This is a genomic window from Nocardioides sp. Soil777 (assembly GCF_001428425.1).
GTDB lineage: Bacteria > Actinomycetota > Actinomycetes > Propionibacteriales > Nocardioidaceae > Nocardioides > Nocardioides terrigena.
On sequence record NZ_LMSN01000001.1, the window covers coordinates 546,069 to 564,436 of the forward strand.

21 protein-coding genes and 3 tRNA genes are annotated in these 18,368 nt (G+C 70.9%); 10 read left to right on the plus strand and 14 right to left on the minus strand.

Annotated elements, in window-relative coordinates; translation table 11 throughout:
* The first annotated feature begins 53 nt into the window (after positions 1–53).
* Positions 54–129: transfer RNA gene (locus ASG88_RS02625), tRNA-His, on the plus strand.
* A gap of 118 nt (positions 130–247) precedes the next feature.
* Here the strand turns inward: ASG88_RS02625 and arcD are convergent.
* Complete coding sequence (gene arcD, locus ASG88_RS02630) at positions 248–1,720, minus strand: arginine-ornithine antiporter (RefSeq protein ID WP_082599799.1); 1,473 nt, start codon at positions 1,718–1,720, stop codon at positions 248–250.
* A 217-nt stretch (positions 1,721–1,937) separates the two neighbouring features.
* Here arcD and ASG88_RS02635 point away from each other — a divergent pair, with 217 nt between their 5' ends.
* Genes ASG88_RS02635 through arcC form a run of 3 tightly spaced genes read left to right on the plus strand, consistent with a single transcriptional unit; the run spans position 1,938 to position 5,116 of the window.
* On the plus strand, positions 1,938–3,161 hold the full coding sequence (locus ASG88_RS02635) for an arginine deiminase (RefSeq protein WP_056885810.1): 1,224 nt from the start codon (positions 1,938–1,940) through the stop codon (positions 3,159–3,161).
* Between the two features lie 4 nt (positions 3,162–3,165).
* Positions 3,166–4,167: an ornithine carbamoyltransferase gene (gene argF / locus ASG88_RS02640; protein ID WP_056885811.1), complete on the plus strand. Its 1,002-nt coding sequence runs from the start codon at positions 3,166–3,168 to the stop codon at positions 4,165–4,167.
* Between the two features lies 1 nt (position 4,168).
* A complete protein-coding gene (gene arcC / locus ASG88_RS02645; protein ID WP_056885812.1) occupies positions 4,169–5,116 on the plus strand; it encodes a carbamate kinase in 948 nt (315 codons plus the stop codon).
* Between the two features lie 51 nt (positions 5,117–5,167).
* Here arcC and ASG88_RS02650 read toward each other — a convergent pair whose 3' ends face one another.
* Positions 5,168–7,189 carry an ATP-binding protein gene (locus ASG88_RS02650; RefSeq protein ID WP_157559516.1) on the minus strand — a complete coding sequence of 674 codons (2,022 nt, stop codon included), beginning with the start codon at positions 7,187–7,189 and terminating at the stop codon, positions 5,168–5,170.
* Positions 7,190–7,250: 61 nt separating this feature from the next.
* Between ASG88_RS02650 and ASG88_RS02655 the strand changes: the two genes are divergently transcribed.
* The 3 genes from ASG88_RS02655 (at position 7,251) to ASG88_RS02665 (ending at position 9,378) form a co-directional block, all read left to right on the plus strand.
* Positions 7,251–8,828 carry a phytoene desaturase family protein gene (locus ASG88_RS02655; protein WP_056885814.1) on the plus strand — a complete coding sequence of 526 codons (1,578 nt, stop codon included), beginning with the start codon at positions 7,251–7,253 and terminating at the stop codon, positions 8,826–8,828.
* Between the two features lie 82 nt (positions 8,829–8,910).
* Positions 8,911–8,983 (plus strand) — tRNA-Lys (locus ASG88_RS02660).
* A 200-nt stretch (positions 8,984–9,183) separates the two neighbouring features.
* A complete protein-coding gene (locus ASG88_RS02665; RefSeq protein ID WP_056885815.1) occupies positions 9,184–9,378 on the plus strand; it encodes a hypothetical protein in 195 nt (64 codons plus the stop codon).
* A 7-nt stretch (positions 9,379–9,385) separates the two neighbouring features.
* On the opposite strand, the gene ASG88_RS02670 is transcribed toward ASG88_RS02665, so the two are convergent.
* From ASG88_RS02670 to ASG88_RS02700, 7 genes are read right to left on the minus strand one after another with little or no spacing between them, the layout of a single operon-like run.
* Positions 9,386–9,892, minus strand: coding sequence for a pyridoxamine 5'-phosphate oxidase family protein (locus tag ASG88_RS02670; protein ID WP_235534699.1), 507 nt, complete (start codon positions 9,890–9,892; stop codon positions 9,386–9,388).
* A gap of 13 nt (positions 9,893–9,905) precedes the next feature.
* Entirely contained in the window at positions 9,906–10,229 is a 324-nt protein-coding gene (locus tag ASG88_RS02675) for a GroES family chaperonin (protein ID WP_056885816.1), read from the minus strand.
* An 11-nt stretch (positions 10,230–10,240) separates the two neighbouring features.
* Complete coding sequence (locus tag ASG88_RS02680) at positions 10,241–10,489, minus strand: DUF3618 domain-containing protein (RefSeq protein WP_056885817.1); 249 nt, start codon at positions 10,487–10,489, stop codon at positions 10,241–10,243.
* On the minus strand, positions 10,486–11,241 hold the full coding sequence (locus ASG88_RS02685; RefSeq protein WP_056885818.1) for an energy-coupling factor ABC transporter ATP-binding protein: 756 nt from the start codon (positions 11,239–11,241) through the stop codon (positions 10,486–10,488). Before ASG88_RS02685 ends, ASG88_RS02680 begins: the two co-directional genes overlap by 4 nt.
* Positions 11,238–11,918, minus strand: a complete 681-nt coding sequence (cbiQ, locus tag ASG88_RS02690; protein ID WP_056885819.1) for a cobalt ECF transporter T component CbiQ — start codon at positions 11,916–11,918, stop codon at positions 11,238–11,240. The genes ASG88_RS02685 and cbiQ overlap by 4 nt, the downstream gene beginning before the upstream one ends.
* Positions 11,918–12,265 carry a PDGLE domain-containing protein gene (locus ASG88_RS23420; protein ID WP_056885820.1) on the minus strand — a complete coding sequence of 116 codons (348 nt, stop codon included), beginning with the start codon at positions 12,263–12,265 and terminating at the stop codon, positions 11,918–11,920. The genes cbiQ and ASG88_RS23420 overlap by 1 nt, the downstream gene beginning before the upstream one ends.
* Entirely contained in the window at positions 12,262–12,948 is a 687-nt protein-coding gene (locus tag ASG88_RS02700; RefSeq protein ID WP_056885821.1) for an energy-coupling factor ABC transporter permease, read from the minus strand. Before ASG88_RS02700 ends, ASG88_RS23420 begins: the two co-directional genes overlap by 4 nt.
* Positions 12,949–13,076: 128 nt before the next feature.
* On the opposite strand from ASG88_RS02700, the gene bcp reads away from it, so the two are divergent.
* Both bcp and ASG88_RS02710 read left to right on the plus strand, forming a co-directional pair.
* Entirely contained in the window at positions 13,077–13,547 is a 471-nt protein-coding gene (gene bcp, locus ASG88_RS02705; RefSeq protein WP_056885822.1) for a thioredoxin-dependent thiol peroxidase, read from the plus strand.
* A gap of 16 nt (positions 13,548–13,563) precedes the next feature.
* Positions 13,564–13,637 (plus strand) — tRNA-Leu (locus ASG88_RS02710).
* 7 nt (positions 13,638–13,644) lie between these two features.
* Here the strand turns inward: ASG88_RS02710 and ASG88_RS22385 are convergent.
* Positions 13,645–14,112 (minus strand): HNH endonuclease signature motif containing protein, encoded by a 468-nt coding sequence (locus ASG88_RS22385; protein ID WP_082599800.1) that lies wholly within the window; start codon positions 14,110–14,112, stop codon positions 13,645–13,647.
* 134 nt (positions 14,113–14,246) lie between these two features.
* Here ASG88_RS22385 and ASG88_RS02715 point away from each other — a divergent pair, with 134 nt between their 5' ends.
* Positions 14,247–15,125: a bile acid:sodium symporter family protein gene (locus ASG88_RS02715; protein WP_056885823.1), complete on the plus strand. Its 879-nt coding sequence runs from the start codon at positions 14,247–14,249 to the stop codon at positions 15,123–15,125.
* Positions 15,126–15,131: 6 nt separating this feature from the next.
* On the opposite strand, the gene rdgB is transcribed toward ASG88_RS02715, so the two are convergent.
* The 4 genes from rdgB to ASG88_RS02735 all read right to left on the minus strand — a co-directional run bounded on the left by rdgB (position 15,132) and on the right by ASG88_RS02735 (position 18,341).
* Positions 15,132–15,758 carry an RdgB/HAM1 family non-canonical purine NTP pyrophosphatase gene (gene rdgB / locus ASG88_RS02720; protein WP_056885824.1) on the minus strand — a complete coding sequence of 209 codons (627 nt, stop codon included), beginning with the start codon at positions 15,756–15,758 and terminating at the stop codon, positions 15,132–15,134.
* Positions 15,755–16,492, minus strand: a complete 738-nt coding sequence (gene rph / locus ASG88_RS02725; RefSeq protein WP_056885825.1) for a ribonuclease PH — start codon at positions 16,490–16,492, stop codon at positions 15,755–15,757. The genes rdgB and rph overlap by 4 nt, the downstream gene beginning before the upstream one ends.
* A gap of 131 nt (positions 16,493–16,623) precedes the next feature.
* Positions 16,624–17,433 (minus strand): ABC transporter permease subunit, encoded by an 810-nt coding sequence (locus tag ASG88_RS02730; RefSeq protein WP_056885826.1) that lies wholly within the window; start codon positions 17,431–17,433, stop codon positions 16,624–16,626.
* Entirely contained in the window at positions 17,430–18,341 is a 912-nt protein-coding gene (locus tag ASG88_RS02735) for an ABC transporter ATP-binding protein (protein WP_056886049.1), read from the minus strand. The genes ASG88_RS02730 and ASG88_RS02735 overlap by 4 nt, the downstream gene beginning before the upstream one ends.
* Between the last annotated feature and the right edge of the window lie 27 nt (positions 18,342–18,368).

Sequence of the window (18,368 nt, forward strand, 5' to 3'; positions counted from 1 at the left end):
TTGCCCTACACTTCTCATCGATCTCGCCGGTCGGATTCACGGCGGGGATCATGGTGGGTATAGCTCAGCTGGTAGAGCGCCGCCTTGTGGTGGCGGATGTCGCGGGTTCAAGTCCCGTTACTCACCCCAGTGGTGTCGAGCCCCTGGCCTGCGGGCCGGGGGCTCGACGCATGTGGGCCCCAGTCGTCCTCGGATCAGCCACGACGCGCCGGCTCGTGGCCGGCCCGTCGCTCGAGCGGGCAGCCGGTCAGACGGACACGAACCCCTGGACGAGGCCGATCACCGCCACCACGGACACCGCGGCGACGACCCCCACGAGGATCTTCTCCGTCCCGGTGAAGAGCGCCTTGCCGCCCTCCTTGCGGGCCCACACGAACAGCGCGGTGCCGACCATGTAGAACAGCCCGGCGACCAGCACGTACTCCCAGCCGCCCGCGTAGACGAGCCACACGGCGTACGCCAGGCTGAGCGCGCCGACCAGGAGGCCGCGACGTCGTCCCGGCCCGTCGGCGTACGTCTCACCGCTCACCGCCAGCTTGAGCTGGTAGGCCGCCGACCAGAGGTAGGGCAGCAGGATGAGGGACGTGGCCAGGTAGACGAGGTCGGTGTAGGTGTTCTCGTTCACCAGCGTCCAGAGCAGCATCGCCTGCACGCAGAGGTTGGTCAGCCAGAGGGCGGGCGCGGGGGCTCCGTGCCGGTTCTCCTTCGCCAGCACGGCCGGGAGCACGTGGTCGCGGGCCGGGAGGCGCAGGATCTCGACCGCCAGCAGCACCCAGGCCAGGAGCGCGCCGAGCAGGGAGATGGCCAGGCCGGCCGAGATGAACCCGGCACCCCAGGCGCCGACCTCGTTCTCGAGCAGGCCCGCCATGGACGGGTCGGCGAGTCCGGCGATGTCGGCCTGCGCCATCAGGCCGTAGGACAGGAGGTTGACCGCGAGCAGCAGGGCCAGCACGCCGACGAAGCCGATGATGGTGGCCCGGCCGACGTCCGGGCGACTGCGGGCCCGCTGCGAGTAGACCGCGGCGCCCTCGATGCCGATGAACACCCACACGGTCACCAGCATCATGTTCTTGACCTGGTCCACGGTCCCGCCGAGACCGGCGTCGGTGCCCCAGACGTCCGCCGTGAAGAGGTCGGCGCTGAAGCCCACGGCGGCGATGGCGATGAAGGTGACGATGGGGACCACCTTGGCGATCGTCACGACCACGTTGACGAAGGCGGCGTTGCGGACGCCGCTGAGGGTCAGCGCGTGGACCACCCACAGCAGGACCGAGGCGCCGACGATCGCGGTGACCGTGGTCCCGCCCTCGAGCCCGGAGAACCAGTAGCCCAGGGTCGACATCAGCAGGACGAGGTAGGCCACGTTGCCGATCCACGCGCTGATCCAGTAGCCCCAGGCCGAGGTGAACCCGACGTACTCGCCGAACCCCGCGCGGGCGTAGCCGTAGACACCGCCGTCGACGTCGGGCTTGCGCTGGGCCAGCGACTGGAACACGAACGCGAGCATGAGCATGCCCACCCCGGTGATGAGCCAGCCGATCATCAGCGGGCCCGCGGCAGCGCTGCCGGCCATCTGCGAGGGAAGGGCGAAGATGCCGCTCCCGATCATCGAGCCCACGACCAGTGCCGTCAGGGCCGGTAGCGCGAGTCCCACGCGAGGACCTGCGTGGGCGTCGTCAGGACCCGGGACCGGTCGGGCGTGGTCCACCACCTGCTTCATGTCGAGCCTCCTTGCGTCATGAGGAAGCGATGTCCTCACCTCGACTCTTCCGCTGTCGCGGCCCCGTGTGCAGGGTCGCTGGTCCGGTCCCCGCAAGTCGTAGGGCCCGGGTCCCCGAGCGACCGGCGGCCATGTGCCCGCCCGGGAAGGACCTTCGGCACTCTCGCCGCGCACCCCCTGGCCGCGACGCTGGAGGTCCGAGACGAAGGGACCGGTCATGACGCTGCACGTGGACTCCGAGGTCGGGCACCTGAGGCAGGCGATCCTGCACCGCCCCGACCTGGAGCTGAAGCGGCTGACACCGAGCAACCACGACGAGTACCTCTTCGACGACGTGCTGTGGGTCAAGCAGGCCAAGCAGGAGCACGACGCGTTCGCCGAGACGCTGCGCGACCTCGGGGTGCGGGTGCACCTCCTCGACCAGCTGCTCGTCGAGACGCTCGCGGTCCCGGAGGCCAGGAAGTTCATCCTCGAGACGTCCCTGGACGAGCTCGTCTACGGCCCGATGGCCCTCGACAGCCTGCACCGCGCGTTCGGAGCGATGGACGACACGGAGCTCACCACCTTCCTCGTCGGAGGCATGACCAAGCGCGAGCTGCTCGAGCGGGTGCCCGAGCCCTCCTCGGTGGTCGTCCAGGCCCTCGGCCTCGACGACCTTCTCCTGACACCGCTGCCGAACCACCTCTTCACCCGGGACACCTCCGCCTGGATCTACGACGGTGTCTCGATCAACTCGATGCGCAAACGGGCCAGGATGCGCGAGACGATCCACTACGAGGCGATCTACCGCTGGCACCCGCACTTCGCCGACTCGTCGTTCCGGGTGTGGGCCGAGGGCTCGGTCAACGGCGCGGCCACCACCGAGGGCGGAGACATCCTCGTCCTGGGACGCGGGGCCGTCCTCGTGGGAATGAGCGAGCGCACCACCCCGCAGGGGGTCGAGAGGCTGGCACGCCGCCTCTTCGCGGCCGGCAGCGCCAGCAGGATCGTGGCGGTCTCGATGCCGCGCACGCGGGCCTTCATGCACCTCGACACCGTCATGACGATGGTCGACGAGGAGACCTTCACCAAGTACGTGGGGCTCGGGATGCTCCCGTCGTACACGATCGAGCCCGGCGACGGCGAGCAGGGCCTGAGGATCACCGAGCACCCGCCCGAGGACATGCACCGCGCCATCGCGGAGGCCCTCGGCATCGACTCCATCCAGATCCTCACGGCCACGCAGGACGTCAACGCGGCGGAGCGTGAGCAGTGGGACGACGGCTGCAACGTGCTGGCCGTGCGACCCGGTGTCGTCGTCGCCTACGAGCGCAACGTCACCACCAACACCTACCTGCGCAAGAAGGGGATCGAGGTGGTCACGATCCGCGGCAACGAGCTCGGCCGTGGCCGCGGCGGTCCCCGGTGCATGACCTGTCCGGTCGAACGAGAAGGGATCTGAGCCCATGGCCTTCAACCTGAGGAACCGCAGCTTCGTCAAGGAGCTGGACTTCACCCCGAAGGAGTGGAGGTTCCTGCTGGACCTCGCGGCCGAGCTCAAGGTGGCCAAGTACGCCGGCTCGGAGCAGCCGCGCCTCAGTCGCAAGAACATCGCCCTGATCTTCGAGAAGACCTCGACGCGGACGCGGTGCGCCTTCGAGGTGGCGGCCTTCGACCAGGGCGCCCGGGTGACCTATCTCGACCCGAGCGGTTCGCAGATCGGCCACAAGGAGTCCATGGAGGACACGGCGCGCGTGCTCGGCCGCATGTACGACGGCATCGAGTACCGCGGCTCGGCCCAGGACAACGTCGAGACCCTGGCGACGTACGCCGGGGTGCCGGTGTGGAACGGGCTGACCGACGAATGGCACCCGACCCAGTCTCTGTGCGACATGCTGACCATGCGCGAGCACTGCGGCAAGCACGACGAGGACATCTCCTTCGCCTTCCTCGGTGACGCGCGCAACAACGTGGGCAACTCGCTGCTGGTCGCCGGGGCGATGATGGGGATGGACGTGCGGATCGTCGCACCCCGGTCCCAGTGGAACCACCCGGACGTCATCGCCGCGACACACCGGATCGCCGAGGAGACCGGCGCCCGGATCCTCCACACGGAGGACGTGACGGATGGGGTCGCCGCGGTCGACTACCTCTACACCGACGTGTGGGTGTCCATGGGCGAGCCGAAGGAGGTGTGGGCCGAGCGCATCAACCTGCTCAAGCCCTACCAGGTCTCGATGGACGTGGTGAAGGCGACCGGCAACCCGAAGGTCGGGTTCATGCACTGCCTCCCGGGCTTCCACGACCGCCACACCAAGGTCGGGGAGGACCTCTTCCAGCAGACCGGGATGGACGCGCTCGAGGTGACCGACGAGGTCTTCGAGTCGCGGCACTCCATCGTGTTCGACCAGGCCGAGAACCGGATGCACACCATCAAGGCCGTGCTCGTCGCGACCCTGGGGGGCTGACGTGCGTGTCGTCGTCGCGCTCGGCGGCAACGCCCTGCTCGAGCGCGGCCAGAAGCCCGACGCCGAGGTGCAGGAGGAGAACGTACGCCGCGCCGTCGAAGCGCTGGCCCCGCTCGCGCACGAGCACGAGCTGGTGATCACCCACGGCAACGGCCCCCAGGTCGGGGTGCTGGCCCTGCAGAGCGCCTCGGACCCGCACCTCACCACGCCGTACCCCTTCGACGTCCTCGGGGCGCAGACGCAGGGGATGATCGGCTACTGGCTGCTGCAGTCGATGCAGAACCACCTGCCCGACCGCCAGGTGGCCGCCATCATCAACCAGACGTTGGTGGAGGCGGCGGATCCCGCCTTCGCGGACCCGACCAAGTTCGTCGGTGAGGTCTACGGTCGCGAGGACGCCGAGCGACTTGCCGCCGACCGCGGCTGGGTCGTCAAGGCCGACGGCACCGGCTGGCGTCGCGTGGTCGGGTCGCCCCGGCCGCAGCGCGTGGTCGAGACCCGCCTGATCCGGCTCCTGCTGGACAGCGGCGCCGTCGTCGTCTGCGCCGGGGGCGGGGGCGTGCCGGTCGTCCGCGACGAGAACGGCCAGCTGCGGGGGGTGGAGGCGGTCGTCGACAAGGACCTCACCAGCTCGGTCCTCGCCGACGCACTGGACGCGGATGCGCTCCTCGTGCTCACCGACGTGCCGGCCGTGATGACCGACTTCGGGTCGCCCGAGCAGGCGCCGATCACTCGCGCGACGCCCTCCGCGCTCCGCGCCCAGGGCTTCCCGGCCGGCTCCATGGGCCCGAAGGTCGAGGCGGTCTGCCGCTTCGTGGAGCTGACCGGCGGCATGGCCGCGATCGGGTCCCTCCAGGACGCCACCGCCATCCTGAGGGGCGAGGCCGGGACCGTGGTCACCGCGTCCGGCTCCTACACGTCCTCCGCGAGGGCCCCTCGGCGGACGTGAGTCGAGCCCGTCTGCAGGGGCTGCTGTCGAGAGTGGCGGCCGTCTCTTCGCTCAGGCAGGCAGCCGGACGGTGAACTCGGTGCCCTTGCCCGGCTCGGACTCGACCGTGATGGTGCCCCCGTGCCGCTCGACGATGGCCTTGGCGATCGAGAGGCCCAGGCCGCTGCCCTGGATGGCGCGTCCGCGTGCCGACGACGACCGGAAGAAGCGGGTGAAGAGCCGCACCTGCTCGTCCTCGGGGATGCCCATGCCGGTGTCGCTGACCAGCAGCCGCGCCTCCCGGTTGCCCGGTTCGAGCCGGGTGATGACGGTGCCGCCGTCGGGGCTGAACTTCACGGCGTTGCTCATCAGGTTGACCAGCACCCGCTCCAGCTGGTCGACGTCGCCGATGTAGGGCACCGGCCCCGGCGGGACGTCGTACGAGAAGTCGACGCCGGCGCGCTCGGCGGTCGGCGCCACGACGTCGTGGGCGGCGAGCACGACCTCGCGCAGGTCGAGGTCGACGTGGTGGTTCTCCAGGCCCCGGTCCTGCACCCGCGAGAGGACCAGCAGGTCGTCGATGAGCAGCAGCAGGCGCCGGCTGTTGGCGTCGATGCGCCCGATCGCGGCGCCCTGCTCGTCCGTCAGCTCGCCGAAGCCCCCGTCCTCGAGGAGCTCGAGGTAGCCCATGATGCTGGTGATCGGTGTGCGCAGCTCGTGGCTGACGCTGGAGACGAAGGTGTCCTTGAGCTGGTCGACCTCCCGCAGCCGCTCGACCGAGGCGCGCTCCCGGGCCAGCGCGAGCTCCAGCGCCCGCTGGGTGGCCACCCGCTCGGTGATGTCCTCGGCGGTCGAGACGTAGCCGGTGAGACGACCCTGGGCGTCGGCGACCTGGGAGAGGTTCATGAAGTGGATGCGGGCCTGCCCGTCCTTGCGGACGAACTCGACCTCGAGCCCGCCGCGTGCGGGGTCTGCGAGGGCCTGGGCGACGCTCGGGTAGTCCGGGGGGACGCCGAGGACCGAGGCCAGCCGCTGGATCTCCTCGGGGCGGTGGAAGACCGACGGCAGCCGGCCCAGGACCTCGTCGGGCGCGTAGCCGAGCATGGTCTGGGCCCCGGGGTTCCAGAGCGTGATCCGGCCGAGCTCGTCGGTGCCGACGATGGCGACCCCCGCGGCGTTGTCGACCACGCGGCGCACGGTGTCGGCCTCGCTGGCCGCCCGGCGGGCCAGGTCCCGCTGGATGCCCACGGCCAGGGCGAAGGGCAGCGCGCTCAGGACGCACGTGATGACGAACAGGTGGGTGATGCTCAGCACCCACTCGGGATGGTCGGCACCGATGAGCGCGACCGCGGCACCCTCGCCACGCACGGCCGCCGCCTCCGCACCGGTCGCGACGAGCAGCACCCCGAACAGGGTGTCCCGGAAGGGCAGGCGCATCGCGGCCCATCCCAGCGCCGGGATGACCGCCATGGCGACGAGCCCGGCGAGCTTGTCGTGGCTGGTGAAGCCGACCGCCATGATCGCGAGCACCGCGCCCCAGGTGAGCAGCCGGCTCCAGCCGTCCACCACCCCCGGGTGGGGGGCCGTGACCATGAAGAACGGCAGGATCACGAGGTACGACGACAGGTGGGCCAGGAAGGTGCCCACGGCCATCAGCAGCAGGTCGTGGCCGAGCATGACCGGCCCGGCCACGGAGAGCACGGCGGTGGAGACCCCGGCACCGAGCAGGGTCGAGGCGAGGAAGGCCCGGTAGTCGTCGATGCTGCGCAGCTCGGGGCGGCGGCCGGGAGACGTCCTCCGCGTCAGCAGCAGCCCGGTCGCGGTCGCGCCGAGCGCCAGTGCCAGGCCCCACACCACGGCCACGCCGGGGTCGGCACCCGCCGCGGAGTACGCCAGCGTGGAGGCCACGGCCACCGCGGGCACACAGACCCACCGTGCCGCACGGGAGGCGAGCACCAGGGCGCCCGCGGCCAGACCGACGGGGACGCTCTCGCCCACGTGGTAGCCCGGCCACACCGTGCCGACCGCGAAGTGGACCACGACGGCGTACAGCGCCAGCACCAGCGCGCTGCGCCACCAACCACCCCAGTCCACCCGGCGAGGGTAACGGGCCGGGTTGCCGATCGCGGGCTCCGTCGGGGCTAGGTTTGGCCGCGTGACTCCAGCGAAGACCTCATACGACGTCGTGATCGTCGGCGGCGGCCACAACGGGCTCGTGGCGGCCGCCTACCTCGGACGGGCCGGGCTGTCGGTGCTGCTCCTCGAGCGGCTCGACCACACCGGCGGTGCCGCGGTGTCCGTCAGCCCGTTCGCCGGTCTCCCGGCCCGGCTCTCGCGCTACTCCTACCTCGTCAGCCTGATGCCCGAGTCCCTGATGGCCGACCTGGACCTCGACGTCACCCTCGCGTCCCGGACGACGGCGTCGTACACGCCGTGGATCCGCGACGGCCGCCACGGCGGGCTCCTCGTCGAGCGGCCCGAGGGCGACGCGACCCGCGCATCCTTCGCCGAGCTGACCGGCGGGGACACCGAGTACGACGCGTGGCGCGAGTTCTACGCCGACGTCACCGACCTGGCGCACGCCGTCGCCCCGACGCTGACCCGTCCGCTCCCCCACGAGCGCGAGCTGCGCGACGCCGTCGACCCGGGCATCTGGCGCGACGTGGTGACCCACCCGCTGGGCCGGGCCATCGAGGCCCGCTTCGCCGACGACACCGTCCGCGGCGTGGTCGGCACCGACGCGCTCATCGGCACCTTCGCCTCGCTGCACGACCCCTCTCTCATCCAGAACCGGTGCTTCCTCTACCACCTGATCGGCAACGGGACCGGTGAGTGGCGGGTGCCGGTCGGCGGCATGGGCGCGGTCACCGACGCCCTGGCCCGCAGCGCCACCTCCGCCGGTGCCGAGATCGTCACCGGCGCCGGCGTCAGCTCGATCCGGACGAGCCCGGACGGAGCCGAGGTCAGCTGGCACGACGGCATGACCACCCGCAGCGTCACCGCCCGGCGGGTGCTCTCGGGCGTCGCCCCGTGGGTGCTCAAGATCCTGCTCGGCGAGGACGAGGACCCCGGCTCCAAGCCCGCCGGCGCCCAGCTCAAGATCAACTTCCTCCTCGACCGGCTGCCGCAGCTCCGGTCGGGTGCCGACCCGGCCGTCGCCTTCGCCGGCACCCTGCACCTCGGCGAGGACCACAGCCAGCTGGAGCGGGCGTACGCCGAGGCGGCCGCAGGCTCGGTGCCCACGACGATGCCGGGCGAGGTCTACTGCCACTCGCTGACCGATCCCTCGATCCTCGGCGACCTGGCCGGCACCGGCGCTCAGACGCTCACCTACTTCGGGCTGCACACCCCGGCCGCCCTCTTCGAGACCGACCCCGAGGGCGCCAAGCGGCTCGCCGTCGAGCGCGCCATCGCCTCCCTCGACGAGCACCTCGTCGAGCCGATCGAGTCGTGCCTCATGCGCGACGGCAACGGGGACCCGTGCATCGAGGCCAAGGTCCCGCAGGACGTCGAGCGCGACCTGGCCATGCCCGGCGGCCACATCTTCCACGGCGACCTCGACTGGCCGTGGGCCCCCAACCGCTCACGGATGGACACCGCGGCGCAGCAGTGGGGGGTCCAGACCGACGACGACGTGGTGCTCCTCTGCGGCTCCGGAGCCCGGCGCGGCGGCGCCGTCTCAGGGCTCGGCGGGCACAACGCGGCCCAGGCCGTGCTCGCCGATCTCGGGTGAGGCATCTCGATTTCATCCGATCCACGACGGCGTGTAGAGTTTCTCCTCGTTGCAGAACACCTCGCAGAACCGTTCGCGACATGCGCCATTAGCTCAATTGGCAGAGCAGCTGACTCTTAATCAGCGGGTTCGGGGTTCGAGTCCCTGATGGCGTACAGAACAGAACGAAGGGCCGGTCCACACGGACCGGCCCTTCGTCGTGTCCGGGCGCGTGAGGTCCAGTCCACCGCCGACTCCCCTCGCCACAATTGGGGACGCCCATACGCACGTCCGGGAGCACGCACCCCACCCGTCCTACGTTCATCGTGCATCGGGGGGTGCCCACGCCTCCGACACGACGACCTGAGGAGCCACGATGGGTATCACCGTGCACCTGCCCACCAACGACGCCACGGCCCACCCCAGCATCACGCACGTGCGGGGCAAGTCCTTGTTCATCCGCGAGGGCTTCCTCTACGTGCAGGAGGACATGTACGCCGACGAGGCGGCCCACACCGTGGCGGCGTACGCCCCCGGCACGTGGGTGCGTGCCTGCCGCGACGAGAGCTGAGGGTCGATCAGGCCGACGGGCCGGTGACCGAGGCGGCCGTCGAGCCGCCGAGGTCCATGGCGGGGAGGCCGAGCTTGCGGTGGTCCCACGAGCGGGTCCGCGCGATGTCGAGGCGGACGACCACCCGGTTGTGCATCATCACGTCGAGGAAGGGCCGCAGGTCCTCGGTGTAGGGCCCCTGGTATCGCTCGAAGACCTGGAGGCACACCCGCTCGAGCAGCTCGGCGTCGTCGACGACGACACCCTCGCCCTCGAGCGCGACGCCGCGCAGCTGGTCGTAGGTGTGACCTGCCTCGACCAGGAAGCTCATCCGGGGATCCCGGCGCAGGTTGACGACCTTCTGCGACCGGGGCTTGGTCTCGAACCAGACGTGGCCGTCGAACCAGGCGTACCACATGCCCACGAGGTGGATGCGGCCCTGCGGGCCGAGGGTGCCCACCGTGGCGTTGCGCTGCTCGGTCAGGAAGGCGTCGACCTCGCCGTCGGTCATGACGATCGCGTCGCGCTGCTTCACCGGTCGTCCCCGCTCAGAGGTAGAGGCCGGTCGGGCCGGCGTCGAGGCGCTCGGCGGCGACCGCGTGCACGTCGCGCTCGCGCATGACGACGTACACCTCGCCGTGGACCTCGACCTCCGCCTTGTCCTCGGGGTCGAAGAGCACCCGGTCCCCCACCTCGACGGCCCGCGCGCTGGGACCGGTGGCGATGACGCGCGACCACGCCAGTCGGCGGGCGCCCATCGCGGCCGTCGCAGGGATCACGATGCCGCCCGACGAGCGGCGCTCCCCCGCATCCCGGTCGACGTCGACCAGGATCCGGTCGTGGAGCATCTTGATCGGCGCGCGATCGCTCATGGTGGTCGGAGTCAGCGTGCGATCCGGCGGATGACCGCGAGCAGCACGAGCGCTCCCACGACGCCGCCGGCGACCTTGAGGATGTTGTCGGTGCGCGGCTCACCCGTCTCGAGGTCGACGAAGTGGGACTTCACGGAGGTCACCTCGCGCCCGACGATGGTCTTGGGGTGGGCACGGTAGGCGAGCTGGTCGATCGTCTGCGCGAGACGCTGACGCGTCTCCTCGATCTCGCGCTCGAGCGAGCTCAGTTCGTTGGTCACGCGGGAAGGCTACCAACCGTCCGCGGGTCGAAGCCCCACGGCAGCTCGAGGCGGTGTGCCCGCATCAGGGCGTCGTCGGTGAGCACGTCCAGGGTGGCCCCGTCGGCCACCACGACGCCGTCGCTCAGCACGACAGACCGGGGGCACAGCTCGAGGGCGTAGGGCAGGTCGTGGGTCACCATCAGCACCGTCACGTCGAGGCTGCGCAGGATGTCGGCGAGCTCGCGGCGCGAGGCCGGATCGAGGTTGGACGACGGCTCGTCGAGGACGAGGATCTCGGGTTCCATGGCCAGGACGGTCGCCACCGCCACCCGGCGCCGCTGGCCGAAGGAGAGGTGGTGGGGAGGCCGGTCGACGTAGTCGGCCATGCCGACCCGGTCCAGGGCGTCCATCACCCGGGCGTCGAGCGCAGCCCCCTTGAGACCGAGGTTGGCGGGACCGAAGGCGACGTCCTGGCGCACCGACCCGAGGAAGAGCTGGTCGTCGGGGTCCTGGAAGACGATGCCCACCCGGCGACGGATCTCGGCGAGGTGCTGCTTGTCGACGGGCAGGCCGCTGACCGTGACACTGCCGGCGCCCGCGCTCAGGATCCCGTTGAGGTGGAGCACCAGCGTGGTCTTGCCCGCACCGTTGGGGCCGAGCAGGGCGACCCGCTCCCCCTCGTGGACGTGCAGGTCGACCCCGAAGAGCGCCTGGTGGCCGTCGGGGTAGGCGTAGGCCAGCCCGTGCACGTCGAGCACGGGGGTCGTCATGACCGGCCCTGCGAGGGCAGGCGGCCGTCGTACCCGCGGGAGAGCATCGCCAGGTGCACCCGCTCGCCACGCTCGTAGGAGCGGATGAACAGCGCGCCCATGGCACGGGCCAGCGTCGGCCAGTGCCGGGGCGAGCGTGGGTCGCAGCCGCGGGAGCGCATGGCCACCATCATCCGGCCGAGCTCGGCGGTCACCACGTCGAGGTAGCGGATCATGAAGCCCATGATCTGGACGATCAGGTCGGGCATCCGCAGTCGCTGCAGGCCGCGCAGGAGGTCCTGCGGCTCGGTGGTCGAGGCCAGGGTGAGCGAGGCCAGCACCCCGATCGTCCCCTTCACCAGGAGGGCGACGCCGGCGTGCAGGCCGGGCTCGGAGACCGTGAGGCCGAGGACCTCCGTGCGTGGGCCGTGGGCGATGAAGGGCATGAGCAGGGCGAAGACCGCGAAGGGGACCTCGATCACCATCCGGGGCGCGAGGTAGCGCACGGGCACCCGGGACAGGGCGACGACACCGAGCAGCAGGAGCGCCTCGGCCGCGAAGGCGGCGTACCAGTCGCGGGGGGTTGCGACGACGACGAGCATGAAGGCCAGCAGCGCCAGGAGCTTGAGGTGCGCCGGCGCACGGTGGACGGGGCTGTGACCGTGGAAGTGGAGGCGGTGCCCGTGCCCGGCGCCCATCAGCCGCGGCTGTCGGCGTGGCTCGGGGCGTCCTCGGCCGCCGCGTCGTCCGCGGCGTCGCCGCGTCGTCGCAGGCCCCAGAAGAGTCCGGTGGAGAGGAGGAGCATCACGACGACGCCGACCACACCGGCGATGCCGCCGCTGAGCCGGGCGTCCTCGACACCCCGGGTGGAGTAGTCGGCCAACGGGCTGTCGGCGGTCGCGGAGTCCTCGGCGGAGTCGATGAAGCCGGTCTGCTCGGCGACGTGCTCGAGCCCGTCGGGGTGCGCGCTGGCGTAGTAGCTCGCCACACCGGCCAGCAGCAGGCAGACCAGCAGGCCGAGGGCGAGGAAGGTGCGTTGCTTCACCGGGCGGCGCTCCTGATCTCGAGCTCGCGAGTCTCCAGCGCGGGCCGGGCGCCCCGGACCAGGTCGGGTCGGGTGGCGACGACACTCGCCACCACCAACCCCGTGACGACGGCCTCGCCGACCCCGATCACGACGTGCCAGGTGACCATCGCGCCGAGGACCGTGCCGGGGTCGACCGGCGCGATGCCGCCGATCGCGAAGAGAAGCGAGAAGACGGCCGCGGCCGCGGGGACGCTGGCCAGGGCGCCGACGACGGCGGCCGGCACGACCGAGCTGGTACGCCGCGGCAGCAGGCGGCGTACGAGGACGAAGACGCCCCACCCGACCCAGACGCCCACCAGCGCCATCAACGTGATGTTGGTCCCGAGCGCGGTGATGCCGCCGTCCGCCATCAGCAGGGCCTGCACGATCAGCACGACGCTCATGCAGAGCACGGCCGACCAAGGCCCGACCAGCACCGCCGCCAGGGCACCACCGAGCAGGTGGCCGCTCGTCCCCGCGCCCACGGGGAAGTTGATCATCTGGGCGGCGAACACGAAGGTGGCGACGAGGCCGGCCATCGGGGCCGTGCGGTCGTCGAGCTCGCGACGGGCGCCACGCAGTGCCAGGGCGACGCCGGCGACCGCGACCACACCCGTCGCCACGGACGTCGGGGCGTCGAGGAATCCGTCGGGGACGTGCACGCGGGCCTCCTCGGGCGATCGGTAGGTTACGGGTGGGCGGGCTCCCCCGAGCACCGCCCACCACGCACTCTCACCTTATTGCATGTCGTTTGCAACAACCACCTGCCCCCAAGGACCGGAGCCCCGAGATGACCGAACGCCTCTCCCCCGGCGACGTCGCCCCCGACCTCACGCTCACCTCCGACACCGGGGACCGGGTGAGCCTCGCGGACCTGCGCGGTCGCAGGGTCATCGTCTACTTCTACCCGGCCGCGATGACGCCCGGTTGCACCAAGCAGGCGTGCGACTTCACCGAGTCCCTCGACTCGCTGCGCGGCGCCGGCTACGAGGTGCTCGGCGTGTCCAAGGACAAGCCGGCCAAGCTCGCGAAGTTCCGCGAGCGCGATGCGCTCACCCTCACGCTCCTGTCCGACGAGGACCTCGCTGTCCACAAGGCGTACGGCGCGTTTGGCGAGAAGAAGCTCTACGGCAAGGTCGTCGAGGGCGTCATCCGCTCGACCTTCGTGATCGACGAGGACGGCAAGGTCGAGGTCGCGCAGTACAACGTGAAGGCCACCGGGCACGTCGCCAAGCTGCGCCGGGACCTCGGGCTAGATTGACCCCCGAGCTGGAAATGCGCCCGTAGCCCAACGGCAGGAGGCATGCGGTTTAGGTCCGTACCAGTGTGAGTTCGAATCTCACCGGGCGCACGCAACGTCACTCGCGCTTTTTGTTTCGCCCCGCATGGGTGGGCGTCTGAGCATGGCAGTTGGGGCACAGGAACCTGAGATTCTCGCGACGGCAGTCGTTGTTCACACCGTTGATGTGGTCGACGTGCAAGGTCAGCGGCTTGCCCAGCCACGTGCCGTCATTGCCACACAGCTCACATGCATAGGTACGGCCAATGGCGATGAGGGCCCGTCGCAATCGGTGTCCCTGGATCCTCGGGGCGCCGACAGGATGCTCCCGCAAGTAGTACTCCGGTGGACGGCGAGGCGGCAGAACCTGACCCCGCAGCCAGGCTTGACCGGTGAAATGGGTCGTGTCGATGTCGAAGTGCTTGATCCGCCTACTGATGTGGGCGTGCCATCCCCCGGTGTGTTGGAGTCCTAGGTAGCGAAGGACGCCGGCGACCGACGTGCTTGCCGCGACAGCTTGTTGCAGGACCTCTCGTGTGTATTTCATCGCTCCCCCTTTGGTTCCGCGGACGCTAGCCATGGGGTCCGACAACGCGACGGAACATGGACGACGAAGTCGCCACCCATGGGCCGTCGGCGCAAAGCAACCCGGCCGGGGCGGCGGATCGCTAGGGTCCGGCCATGGATTCCGCCCTGTCGACCATCGGCCTGCCCGTCGCGCTCGGCTTCATCATGTTCGGGCTGGGGCTCGGGCTCACGCCCGCCGACTTTGCGCGGGTGGGCAAGCACCCCAAGGCGGTGCTCGTCGCGCTGGGGTGCCAGCTCGTCCTGCTCCCCGCGATCTGCTTCGGGCTGGTCGTGCTCTTCGACCTCCCCCCGCTGCTCGGCATCGGGATGATGCTGCTGGCGGCGAGCCCCGGCGGCACCACGGCCAACCTCTACAGCCACCTCTTCCGCGGGGACGTCGCGCTCAACATCACGCTCACCGCGATCAACTCCGTGATCTCGGTCGTCACCCTGCCGATCATCACCAGCCTGGCGATCCGCTACTACGACCGCGGTGACGAGGTGCAGCTCCCGTTGATCGAGGTGGTCAAGGTCTTCGCGCTCGTCCTCGTCCCGGTCCTCATCGGCATGGCGGTCCGGCGCCGGTCCCCGGGCTTCGCGTCCCGCATGGACAAGCCGGTGCGGATCGCGTCGGCAGTCATCCTGGCGGTGCTGGTGCTCGCGATCCTGCTGGGCGAGCTGGAGAACGTCGCCGACTACTTCGCCGCCGTCGGCGCCGTGGCCGGGCTCTTCTGCGCCGCCAGCCTGGTGGTGGGGTACGTCGTGCCGAAGGCGCTCGGCATCACCGAGGCGCAGGCGATCGCGTCCTCCATGGAGATCGGGGTCCACAACGCCACGCTGGCGATCTTCGTCGCCGTCGAGGTCCTCGACAGTGTCGAGATCTCGGTCCCGGCGGCCGTCTACTCGCTCTTCATGTTCGTCTTCGCGGCCCTCTGGGGCGTCTTCGTCAGCCGTCGCGTGGCCGCGGCGGAGGCGACCCGGGCCTCCGCCTGAGACGTTTCAAGACAGGAAGCCCACGACCCGCGGAGCCAGCTCCCGCAGGGCCCGGCCGCGGTGCGAGATGCGGTCCTTCTCGGCCGGATCGAGCTCGGCCGAGGTGAGACCGACGCCGTCGGGACCGGCCGTCGCGTGCTCCTCGGCGACGAAGACCACGTCGTACCCGAAACCGCCGCTCCCCCGCAGCTCGCGGACGATGCGACCGTCCATCCGACCCTGCACGACCAGCTCGCGCCCGTCCGGGTGCACCAGGGCGATCGCGCAGGCGAAGTGGGCGCCGCGACGGGGGTCCGGGACGTCGGAGAGCTGGGCGAGCAGCAGGTCGTTGTTGCGCTCGTCGCTCTTGGGCGGCCCCGACCAGCGGGCCGACAGCACGCCCGGCATACCGTTGAGCGCGTCGACGCACAGGCCGCTGTCGTCGGCGATCGTCGGCAGCCCGGTCACCTGCGCGCCGGCGCGCGCCTTGAGCAGCGCGTTGCCGTCGAACGTCGGCTCGTCCTCGACCGGCTCGTCGTACGCCGGGACGTCGTCGAGTCCGACCACCTCGATGTCCGGGAGGTGCTCGGCGAGGATCCGCTGCATCTCGCCGATCTTCTTGGCGTTGCGCGAGGCCAGGAAGATCCGGCTCATCGGGCGAGGGCCTCCCGCTGGAGCGTGGTCAGGTCGGCGCACCCCTTCTCGGCCAGCGCGAGCAGCGCGTCGAGCTCGGCGCGGTCGAAGGCGGCGCCCTCGGCGGTGCCCTGGACCTCGACGAACTTGCCCTCGCCGGTCATCACGACGTTCATGTCGGTCTCGGCACGGACGTCCTCCTCGTAGGGGAGGTCGAGGCGCGGCACGCCGTCGATGATCCCGACGCTCACCGCGGCCACCGAGCCGGACAGGGGCTCCCCCGCGAGGGCACCCTGCGAGCGGAGGTGGGCGACAGCGTCGGCCAGGGCGACGTACGCGCCCGTGATCGCGGCGGTGCGGGTGCCGCCGTCGGCCTGGAGCACGTCGCAGTCGAGGACGATGGTGTTCTCGCCGAGCGCCTCGTAGTCGATGACGGCGCGCAGCGAGCGGCCGATCAGGCGGGAGATCTCGTGGGTGCGACCGCCGATGCGGCCCTTGACCGACTCACGGTCCGAGCGCGTGTTGGTGGCGGCGGGGAGCATGGCGTACTCCGCCGTGACCCAGCCCAGGCCCGAGCCCTTGCGCCAGCGCGGCACACCCTCGGAGGCGGAGGCGGCGCACAGCACCTTGGTGCCGCCGAACTCCACGAGCACCGAGCCGGCCGCGTGGTCGAGCCAGTGGCGGGTGATCGTGATCGGGCGGAGCTGGTCGTCGGTGCGACCGTCGGCACGGGTGGCGGGAGCAGCATCAGTCATGTCCCCGACCCTAGCCACGCCCGGGGACCGTCGAGGTGCCGGGCAGGGATGTAGCCGGGCCCGGTCGTCCCCGTGCATGACCGGACCCGGCTGTGGCGACCCCCTCCCCCGAGGGGGGCCAGTCGGTGGGGCTACTTGAACTCGATGCGCAGCAGCCGGGCGATGCCCAGGACCAGCGGGATGACGAGCCAGATGGCGCCGGAGACGGCGATCTGGGCCCACTCCTCCCCGGTCGGGGTGTAGTCGCCCGTGAAGAGCGGCGTCTGGGCGGTGTTGAACTCGATCCACGGGGCAACGTCGGCGAAGCCGGAGCTCAGCGAGCCGAGGATCCCGACGGCGATCGGCAGGATCAGGCTGTAGACGAAGTAACCGACAATGGCGGCAGGCGTGTTCATCAGGAGCGTCGCGATGGCGAAGCCGATCAGCACGCCGATCACGTTGGCGAGCACGAAGCCGTTGAAGAGCAGGTTGCCGTCGACCGACCAGTCGGGCTCGGCGCCGGTCGCGAGACCGAGAACGGTGCCGAGGACCGCGATGAGGGCGGCCAGGACCATGACGGCGAAGGAGAGGGCGAAGCCGGCGAGGAACTTGGCGACGACCACCCGGGACCGGCGTGGCTCGAGCGTGAACGTCACCAGGCCGTTGCGCTGGCTGGCCTCGCTGGTCACCAGCATGATGATGAGGATCGGCATGAAGTAGCCGAGCACGCCGCCGGCGACACTGAGGAAGTCGCCGTAGCCGAGCGCGTCGTCGGGCGCCGCGAAGGCGTAGATGACCTGGACCACGAGGACGAGCCCCAGGATCGAGATGGTGAACCAGCGGCCGGCGCGGGTGTCGAGGGCCTTGCGGAGCTCGACCTTGGCCAGCCGGCCCATCGGCACGGGGGTGGAGGAGCCCAGGTCGATCGTGCCGGGCTCGGCGGACGCGATGGTGGCGCTCATGACGGGGACCCTTCGAGGACGTCGCGCTGGGTGTCGGAGGTGAGGGAGAGGAACAGGTCCTCCAGGCCGCCCTCGGCGGCGCGCAGGTCGGTCAGCACGACCGCGTGCTCGGCGGCCGCCCGGCCGATCTCGACCGGCGGCGCCTCGACCCGCAGCCCCTGTCCGGCACCGGCGACGGCGTGGCCACGCTCGGCGAGGACCTTGGCCAGCAGCTCGTTGTCGAGGGACGTCACATGGGTGGACTGGTGGTCGGCGCCCGCGAGCAGCGACTCCTTGGTGCCCTGGGCGACGATGCGACCGCGCCCGATGAGCACCATCTCGTCGGCGATCATCTCGACCTCGTTGAGCAGGTGGCTGGAGAGCAGGACGGTGCCGCCGCGGTCGGCGTACCCCTTGAGGAGGCCACGCATCCAGCGGATGCCGGCCGGGTCGAGGCCGTTGGCGGGCTCGTCGAGGATCAGCACCGACGGGTCACCGAGGAGCGCGTGGGCGATGCCAAGGCGCTGCTTCATGCCGAGCGAGTAGTTGCGCAGCCGGCGCTTGGCCTCACGCTCGTCGAGGGACACCAGCGCCAGCATCTCGTCGACGCGCGACGCCGGGAGGCCCATCGTCTCGGCACCGATCGACAGGATCTCGCGACCCGTGCGGCCGGCGTGCTGCGCCGAGGCGTCGAGGAGCACGCCCACGTGGCGGCCGGGGTTGGGGATGTCGCGGTAGTGGTGGCCACCGATGGTGACCTCGCCCGAGGTGGCGGTGGTCAGCCCCACCATCACCCGCATCGTGGTCGTCTTGCCCGCTCCGTTGGGCCCCAGGAAGCCGGTCACCCGGCCGGGGCGCGCCTCGAACGAGACGTCGTCGACGGCCGTGAAGGCGCCGTAGGTCTTCGTCAGACCGTGCACTCGGATCATGCACCCCACCCTGCCGCCGACCGAGCC